The organism is Mesorhizobium sp. M1A.F.Ca.IN.020.06.1.1 (assembly GCF_004023265.1).
In the GTDB taxonomy this organism is placed as follows: domain Bacteria; phylum Pseudomonadota; class Alphaproteobacteria; order Rhizobiales; family Rhizobiaceae; genus Mesorhizobium.
In genome coordinates this window covers 1-7,203 of sequence record NZ_RZSR01000226.1, presented here as the reverse complement: position 1 = coordinate 7,203, position 7,203 = coordinate 1, and the positions used below count along the sequence as shown (strand labels likewise).

Below are 7,203 nucleotides of genomic sequence, written 5' to 3'. Positions count from 1 at the left end.
TGACATAGCCCTTTCGAAGGGCGCTCTACCGGGACCGGCGCAGAAGCTTCCCGTCGCAGGTGAGGCGGGAACCGGAATCTCGGGCATTCCTCAACAAGGGCAAGACTTCGAAACGATGATGGCTGGTCTTCGGGATGTTTACAACGGCGTCACCCAGGTGGCGCTTATCTCCTCAGGCGTCAGCGGCGTCACATCATCCGTGAATAAACTTTTGAAGGAAGGCTGAACCGCGCGCATGATTGGCTTGGCCGAGGGCGAAATCATGCGTGGCCTGTCAGGGTGGCGGTCGGTTAGACTTGTCATGCTGCTAGTTCTCGTCGCCCTCAGTGCTTGCAAAACCGACCTCTACACGCAATTGCAAGAGCGTGAGGCAAATGAAATGCTCGCACTTCTTGAAGACAACGGGGTCGCCGCGATCCGGGTGGTCGCCAAGGATGGGACCAGCACGATCCAGGTTGACGAAAAGCTGCTCGCCTTCTCAATCAACCTTCTGAACGCCAAGGGGTTGCCGCGCCAATCCTTCAAGAACCTCGGTGAGATATTCCAAGGATCAGGCCTGATTGCCTCGCCGACCGAGGAGCGTGCCCGTTACGTGTATGCCCTGAGCGAAGAGTTGTCGCGGACGATCAGCGATATCGATGGCGTTTTTTCTGTACGTGTTCACGTCGTGCTGCCGCATAACGACCTTGTGCGAGCCGGCGCCACGCCATCCTCGGCCGCGGTGTTTATCAGGCACGACGCCAAAACAAATGTCGCGGCTCTGCTGCCAAAGATAAAGATGCTGGTAGCCGACAGCATCGAAGGCTTGTCCTACGATAAGGTGGAAGTGGTTTTGGTGCCGGTAGAACGGTCCGCACACGAGCAACGGCCCGATCCGACTGCTGTTTTGCCACAAGCATCAACACCTCTTCCTGCGCCAATTCTGGCGACCGTGACAGGTTTTGCCGCAGCCGTATTCGCAGTGGCCTGTTATCTCTTGGTCAGCGTTGCTACGCGTCGGCGCAAGCAATCAACCGGCGTTTCCAAGGTCGAGGGGCGCCGGGATGCTTCTGCTGTCGAGGCCATTCGCAAAAGAATGCCTGCAATTGGACGTGGGTGACATCTCATTGCCAATGCCTATACAGACCGCCCGACCTGATGGTCCGCACCAATTGCGTTTTCCGGGCGCGAGCGAGCTTGCGGCTTCGGCCCATCCGACCCGTCTAGCGGCGCGTCTTGATCCAGCGTTATCGGCAGAAACGTTAGTGAAGTTGCAGAAGTGTTCCAGACTGCATCCAAGGCTGGCAGAATTGCTGGGCAACTATGACGTGGATCTGAACCACATCGGCTGCAGGCCGGACCTTCTACGCGGGCACGATCCATATCGAGCTGCCCTTCTTGCTGGTAGTATCTGGCATGCCCGTTCGCTGGTCGCGTTTGTCTCTCAGCCTGAGCTTGCCATCCTTGTTAAACGCATCGGCGTGGATGCACACGCATTCGGAATCCGACACCTGCTGCATGCCGTTGAGAACAGACTGATCGCGGACCCAGAAAAACTCGCTCAGCAAATCGAATACGATGGACATGCATGTCTTGGGGCTTGGCTCCAGGACAGTTCAGCGACCGAGCGTAACCGCGTGCTTCTTCGGTTGCCCGAGGGGACTGCCGCGGAGACTCCAGCACCTGAGCATTGGACCGCCGCCGGCCAATTGCTTTCACTTGTACTAGCTCATTTTGAGACAGAGACCCCGGTGAAATGACAGCCGAACTTTCCGAGGGGCCAATAGCGCCGCAGATGCGTCCAATCGGACCACTGATACCCGCGAGCGAGCTCGAAACCTGGCACAGCGCCGCGCAAGCGCTTGCCGCGGCAGAACGGCATCGGCAGCGCGTTCGAAACTGGGCACGCGCCGTTTACCAGCGGGCGTGGGTGCGCGGCCACATGGAGGGCTCGAATGCAGGCACCGAGGAGATGGCAGGGCTGATTGCGGAGACAATCTCCGAAATCGCGCGACGAAAGGCGGCTCTGGAGCAGGAATTGCCGCAGCTCGTGATGGAAATATTGAGCGATCTTATCGGCGCTTTCGATCCGGGCGAGCTACTGGTGAGGGCTGTTCGTCACGCCATAGAGTGTCAATACAGCGGCGCCGAAGTTTGCCTTCATGTTTCTCCCATGCAAGTCGACATGCTTGCACGAGAGTTTGCTCGATGCGACGGCCAGGATGGTCGACCAAGGGTGCGGATCGAGCCCGACCCGACGTTGTCGCCGCAACGGTGCGTGCTGTGGAGCGAGTACGGCAATGTCGACCTGGGACTTGACGCCCAGATGCGCGCGCTGCGCCTTGGTTTCGGGACGCTATGTGAAAAAGGCGAGCTATGAGAAAGCCCGTCCCAGAACATAACGCTGACGCCGACACTCGAGCTCTCGTTCCAGCAATCTCGTCTTTGAGGGCTGCGGCCAAGCGAATTGACACGCGTGCGGTGCGCGGTCGGATCACGCGGGCTATCGGCACACTGGTTCATGCCGTCTTGCCAGATACTCGTATTGGGGAACTTTGCCTCCTAGAGGACCCGCGAACCGGGCTGTCGCTCGAGGCCGAGGTGATCGGCCTGTCGGGTGATGGTGTATTGCTGACACCGATCGGGGACTTGGTGGGCCTATCCAGCCGCGCAGAGGTCGTGGCCACTGGCCGAATGCGTGAGGTGCCCGTCGGCGGCGATTTGCTCGGTCGCGTGATCGACAGTCGTTGCCGCCCATTGGACGGCAAAGGCGAAATCAAGACCGTCGAAACTCGGCCCCTGCATGGCAGAGCCCCCAATCCGATGACGAGGCGCATGATTGAGCGGCCATTCCCGCTTGGGGTCCGTGTCCTCGATGGTCTGCTGACGTGCGGCGAGGGCCAGCGGATCGGGATTTATGGCGAGCCAGGTGGTGGCAAGTCGACGCTGTTGTCACAGATCGTAAAGGGTGCCGCCGCTGACGTCGTCATAGTGGCGCTCATAGGCGAACGTGGACGGGAAGTTCGTGAATTCATCGAAAGGAATCTTGGTGAAGAGGGCCTTCTCCGTACGGTCGTCGTGGTTGAAACCTCCGACCGCTCGGCGGTGGAGCGTGCGCAATGCGCTCCAATGGCGACTGCGCTCGCGGAATATTTTCGCGATCAGGGCCTACGCGTTGCTCTCATGCTGGATTCGCTGACGCGCTTCTGCCGCGCTATGCGCGAAATAGGCCTTGCTGCGGGTGAGCCGCCGACGCGACGGGGCTTTCCTCCTTCCGTTTTTGGCATGCTGCCAGGCCTGCTCGAGCGCGCCGGCATGGGTGAGCGGGGCTCAATCACGGCCTTCTATACGGTGCTTGTAGAGGGTGATGGCACGGGTGATCCAATCGCCGAGGAATCGCGTGGTATTCTCGATGGCCATGTCATCCTCTCACGCGCTATTGCGGCGCGATCGCATTTCCCCGCTATTGATGTGCTGCAGAGTCGCAGCCGCGTCATGGATGCAGTCGTTTCGGGGACACATCGCAAGGCAGCATCCATTTTCCGCGAGCTCCTATCGCGCTATGCCGAGACCGAGTTCTTGATCAATGTTGGCGAATACAAGCCAGGTGGAGATCCCCTGACTGACCGGGCCGTCGCGTCAATCGACGAACTGAGGGAGTTTCTGCGCCAGAGCGAAGATGACGCGTCAGATTTCGAGGAGACGGTCGCATGGATGTCGCGTCTGACCGCGTGAACTGGGTTCAGTCTTCGAGGTTACGGCTTCTGAAGGAAATGCAAGAGCGTCGTGCCCTTGGCGAGCTGTCCAAGAAGGAAGCCCAGCGCGATGTGGCCGCCTCAGCCGTACAAAATGCCGCTAGGGAGCTTGCAATGATACAGCAACATTGTTCAAGAACAGAAGCAGCGCTCTATCAGCATCTGATGTCACTCGACAACTTGTCTAGCGCAGCGCTCGACCGTCACCGCCTTCACACTGAACAGCTTGCCGCTGAGATCACTTCCAGACGGCAGATGCTTGATGATGCCCAAATCGCTCAAGAGGAGGCTGAGATGGCGGCGTCCAGGACGAGGGAGCTATGGGTCATATGTTCGGCGGCAAGGGACAAATGGCAACAAATCGAGGACGACGTGCGGCGCGCCGTCGAGACTCATTCGGAGGCCGCAGCCGAGATCGAGGCCGACGACGAGATACTGCTGAAATATGCGAGGGGGTCGCTTGCCTAAATGCCGCGCAACCGGATCCGACAGTCGCAAGAGGTCGTCCGAATGACACGACCGTGCAGTCTTTGATAGCCGCTGCGGTCACACCCGCCATGTTCGAACCAGTTCTGAAACTGTCCCGCACGGTTGTCTCGTGGCTCAATGATACAGCAGCGCCCCGCACGCCGTTTCAAAGCCGGATCAACGAGGTGCCGCTATCGGTGCGAACGGCAGGGCTTGTCTGGCAGCAGGAACCTGCTGCCATTCCGATGCTTGACTGCGTCTGGAGAGTGGGAGCCGAAACGGTCATCTTGTCGCTGTCGCGCCCGCTCGTAGAGGAGTTCATCACGACAGTGCAGAACGGCTTGGCCTTCCCTTCCGAGCCAACTGCTTCGCTTATTCTCGAACTCGCTCTTGAGCCGCTTGTCACTCGACTGGAGGAGACGACGCGTCTGAACGTGCAACTCGTGCGCGTATGCGAAGCCACGATGCTGGCTCCTCATCTTGAACTCGACATCATTTTCGGCGCGGTCAAGGGCAAGGGCCGTCTATTCCTGTTCACGCCTCTTGACGGCTTAGTACCGCCTGCGTTTCGCGCGCTAGGCGAACTGCTTGCCCAGTTGCCGCGGCAGCTGGGCGGGCTGCCTCCAGAGCTCCCGCTCATTGTTGCAGGAGAGGTCGGCACGCTTCGCCTTCCTGCGGCGCTTCTTCGAAGCGCATGTGTCGGTGATGCATTGTTGCCCGATATTGCGCCGTTCGGCCGCGGCCAGATCACCCTAGCTGTCGGCCAGTTGTGCGCCGGGGCGGATCTTGACGGCGATGAATTAATCTTGCGGGGGCCTTTCCGCCCGCGACCGTGTCCTTTGGAGAATGCGCATATGACACAACCCGGATCGCAACTGGAGCTTACTAAGGATCTCGACGATGTCGAGATCGTGCTTGTCTTTGAATGCGGCCGCTGGCCTATTTCTCTTGGGGAATTAAGAAGTGCCGGCGAAGGGCATATTTTTGAACTTGGATGGCCGATCGACGGCCCGGTCGACATAGTGGCCAATGGTCAGCGTATCGGGCGTGGCGACATTGTCCGCATCGGAGAAGAGCTGGGCATCAGGCTCCGTGGCGGGTTTGCATGCAATGAGTGAAGCTCAGCCGACAATCCTGGCGCTTCTTGCGGTTACCGCCGGACTCGGTCTGCTGGTTTTAGCAGTTGCCACGACAACGGCCTTTGTAAAGGTATCAATTGTTCTTTTCCTCGTCCGCAATGCGCTCGGGACCCAGACCATACCACCCAATGTGGTGCTGTACGCCGCGGCGATGATCCTCACTATGTTCGTTAGTGCGCCCGTTGCTGAGCAGACCTATGACCGCATGTCGGATCCCAAGCTCCACTATCAGACATTCGACGACTGGGTAAGCGCCGCTAAAGCCGGAAGTGAGCCCTTGCGCGAGCATCTCAAGAAATTCACAAATGAAGAGCAGCGGCGATTTTTCCTATCTTCGACAGAAAAGGTCTGGCCAGAGGAAATGCACGCTGCAGCCACGCCTGATGACTTTGCAATACTTGTACCGTCTTTCTTGCTATCAGAATTGAAGCGCGGATTTGAGATAGGATTTCTACTTTATCTGCCTTTTATTGTTATAGATCTGATAGTGACAACTATCTTGATGGCAATGGGTATGTCGATGGTCTCACCAACTGTTATATCTGTCCCGTTCAAGATCTTTTTGTTTGTTGCCATTGATGGTTGGTCAAAATTGATGCATGGGCTTGTGCTGAGTTATACGTTACCGGGAGGCTGATCATCACTGAATCCAGCATCATTACTCTTATGAGCCAATCACTGGTGGTTTTCATGATCTGGATTCTACCGCCGCTCATTGCATCAGTGGTTGTCGGCCTCGTCATCGGCATCCTCCAGGCGGCGACGCAGATCCAGGATGAAAGCTTGCCGCTCACCGTGAAGCTTCTGGTCGTTGTCGCGGTGATTGGGCTGTTTGCTCCTGTGCTAAGCGCCCCGCTCATAGAGCTAGCCGATCAGATCTTCACCGAGTTTCCCGCAATGACACTTAGCTACTAGTCCGCCCCATGGACGCGCCATCGGCCGATATTCAAATTCTGATCCAGACGGCTCTCGAACTCGTCGTTGCGGCAGGTCTTGGGGCAGCCCGCGCGATGGGCATCATGCTGATCTTTCCCGTATTCACACGCTCGCAGATCAGTGGGCTGATCCGGGGCTGTTTGGCTGTTGGCTTCGCACTACCATGCCTGGCACACGTCAGCGGCGGATTGCCGGCGCTGGATTCTGATACACGCCTGATCCAGCTAACCCTGCTCGGATTCAAGGAAGTTTTTGTCGGTGTACTCCTTGGCACTTTTCTTGGCATTCCGCTTTGGGGCCTTCAGGCTGCCGGGGAGCTTATCGACAACCAACGCGGCATCAGCAGCCCGACCGCTTCGGCCGATCCCGCGACGAACAGTCAGGCTTCCGCGATGGGCGTTTTTCTGGGGATCACTGCGATTGCCATATTCGTCGGATCAGGAGGCCTGGAAACTTTGATCAGTGTCCTGTACCGCAGCTACTTGATCTGGCCGGTGTATCAGTTTCACCCGACACTGAGCGGGCCAGGAGCAATGGAGTTGTTGGGGCTTCTCGACCGCATAATGCGCACGGCATTATTGGTATCGGGGCCTGTCGTGTTCTTCCTGATACTGATTGATATATCGATGATGCTGCTGCGTCGCTTTGCCCCGCAATTTAAGGCGAGCCAACTGTCTCCGGCAATCAAGAACATTGTCTTTCCAGTTCTCATGGTCACCTACGCTGCCTATCTGGTGGAGAGCATGAAACTGGAGGTCACACAAGCCAACGGCGCGCTGGAGTGGTTCGACAAATTGCTGCCATGAGCGACACAAGTGAAGAGAAGACACACGCCGCCAGCCCGAAGAAGTTAAGTGAAGCGCGCAAAAAAGGACAGCTGCCACGTAGCTCCGATTTCGTCCGCGCGGTCGGGACTTGCGCTGGGC

11 protein-coding genes are annotated in these 7,203 nt (G+C 57.9%); 10 read left to right on the top strand and 1 reads right to left on the bottom strand.

The genetic code is table 11. The annotated features are described in order from the left end of the window. Together EOA60_RS12565 and sctJ are read left to right on the top strand one after the other, a co-directional pair. On the top strand, window positions 1-226 hold a 226-nt coding region (locus EOA60_RS12565), incomplete at its 5' end, for a nodulation protein NolB (RefSeq protein WP_245502551.1). 9 nt (window positions 227-235) lie between these two features. Beyond that, a complete protein-coding gene (gene sctJ / locus EOA60_RS12560; RefSeq protein WP_091595839.1) occupies window positions 236-1,099 on the top strand; it encodes a type III secretion inner membrane ring lipoprotein SctJ in 864 nt (287 codons plus the stop codon). 244 nt (window positions 1,100-1,343) lie between these two features. On the opposite strand, the gene EOA60_RS39695 is transcribed toward sctJ, so the two are convergent. Beyond that, window positions 1,344-1,565 (bottom strand): hypothetical protein, encoded by a 222-nt coding sequence (locus EOA60_RS39695; protein ID WP_029354860.1) that lies wholly within the window; start codon window positions 1,563-1,565, stop codon window positions 1,344-1,346. Window positions 1,566-1,735: 170 nt separating this feature from the next. Here EOA60_RS39695 and sctL point away from each other — a divergent pair, with 170 nt between their 5' ends. From sctL to EOA60_RS12515, 8 genes are all read left to right on the top strand, one after another. Further along, on the top strand, window positions 1,736-2,359 hold the full coding sequence (gene sctL / locus EOA60_RS12550) for a type III secretion system stator protein SctL (protein ID WP_091595841.1): 624 nt from the start codon (window positions 1,736-1,738) through the stop codon (window positions 2,357-2,359). Next, window positions 2,356-3,714 carry a type III secretion system ATPase SctN gene (gene sctN / locus EOA60_RS12545; RefSeq protein ID WP_024505372.1) on the top strand — a complete coding sequence of 453 codons (1,359 nt, stop codon included), beginning with the start codon at window positions 2,356-2,358 and terminating at the stop codon, window positions 3,712-3,714. The genes sctL and sctN overlap by 4 nt, the downstream gene beginning before the upstream one ends. After that, the gene (locus tag EOA60_RS12540; protein ID WP_091595843.1) at window positions 3,690-4,202 is read left to right on the top strand and encodes a hypothetical protein; all 513 of its coding nucleotides are present in this window, start codon (window positions 3,690-3,692) and stop codon (window positions 4,200-4,202) included. Before sctN ends, EOA60_RS12540 begins: the two co-directional genes overlap by 25 nt. Window positions 4,203-4,291: 89 nt before the next feature. Then, the gene (gene sctQ, locus EOA60_RS12535) at window positions 4,292-5,320 is read left to right on the top strand and encodes a type III secretion system cytoplasmic ring protein SctQ (RefSeq protein WP_187331393.1); all 1,029 of its coding nucleotides are present in this window, start codon (window positions 4,292-4,294) and stop codon (window positions 5,318-5,320) included. Beyond that, entirely contained in the window at window positions 5,313-5,978 is a 666-nt protein-coding gene (gene sctR / locus EOA60_RS12530) for a type III secretion system export apparatus subunit SctR (protein ID WP_029354851.1), read from the top strand. The genes sctQ and sctR overlap by 8 nt, the downstream gene beginning before the upstream one ends. Before the next feature lie 29 nt (window positions 5,979-6,007). Next, entirely contained in the window at window positions 6,008-6,256 is a 249-nt protein-coding gene (locus EOA60_RS12525) for an EscS/YscS/HrcS family type III secretion system export apparatus protein (RefSeq protein WP_081714428.1), read from the top strand. An 8-nt stretch (window positions 6,257-6,264) separates the two neighbouring features. Next, window positions 6,265-7,083, top strand: a complete 819-nt coding sequence (sctT, locus tag EOA60_RS12520; protein WP_091595845.1) for a type III secretion system export apparatus subunit SctT — start codon at window positions 6,265-6,267, stop codon at window positions 7,081-7,083. Continuing rightward, on the top strand, window positions 7,080-7,203 hold a 124-nt coding region (locus EOA60_RS12515; RefSeq protein ID WP_206628131.1), incomplete at its 3' end, for an EscU/YscU/HrcU family type III secretion system export apparatus switch protein. The genes sctT and EOA60_RS12515, both read left to right, overlap by 4 nt.